A 656-nucleotide genomic window follows, 5' to 3' on the forward strand; every position below is an offset into this window, starting at 1 on the left:
CCGTTGCCCTGGGGGCCGGTCCAGGTGACTGCCGTACCCGGGTGCGGAACACCGCCGTCCTGCGGGACGGTCGCCCCACGGTGCTGGAGCTGGATGCTCAGGTCCTGGTCGGCCCGCCACTGCCCGTTCGGGCCGCCCCACTGGATCTCGGTCTTGTAGGTAGCCATTTCCTTGTTCCTTTCGACGTACAGGCGAGGCTGTGCTCGGCAGCAGGTCGGCTCTGCCGCGCGGCCATCCTGCTCCACGGCCCCCCGTCCGGTCCCGACCGGCAGCGGGGCATCGGCGCGGAATCAGCCGTTCGGCGGCAGCGGCTCAACAGGGCCGAGGGAACGACCGGGCGCCCACAGAGTGCGTCGCCCGTCAGAGCCCGCAGCCGGTGCGCGAGCTCTTCGCGTACGCGCACCGGCTGCGGGCTCTGACGGGCGACGCACTCTGTGGGCGCCCGGTCGTTCCCTCGGCCCTGTTGAGCCGCTGCCGCCGAACGGCTGATTCCGCGCCGATGCCCCGCTGCCGGTCGGGACCGGACGGGGGGCCGTGGAGCAGGATGGCCGCGCGGCAGAGCCGACCTGCTGCCGAGCACAGCCTCGCCTGTACGTCGAAAGGAACAAGGAAATGGCTACCTACAAGACCGAGATCCAGTGGGGCGGCCCGAACGG

At 71.6% G+C, this 656-nt stretch carries 1 pseudogene; it reads right to left on the reverse strand.

From position 1 onward, the window contains the following. A pseudogene (locus BFF77_RS38350) lies at nt 1–167 on the reverse strand (hypothetical protein); the annotation flags it as partial. Nucleotides 168–656 lie beyond the last annotated feature (489 nt).

Origin of the sequence: Streptomyces lushanensis, from assembly GCF_001700515.1 — a bacterium.
GTDB classification, from domain to species: Bacteria; Actinomycetota; Actinomycetes; order Streptomycetales; family Streptomycetaceae; genus Streptomyces; species Streptomyces lushanensis.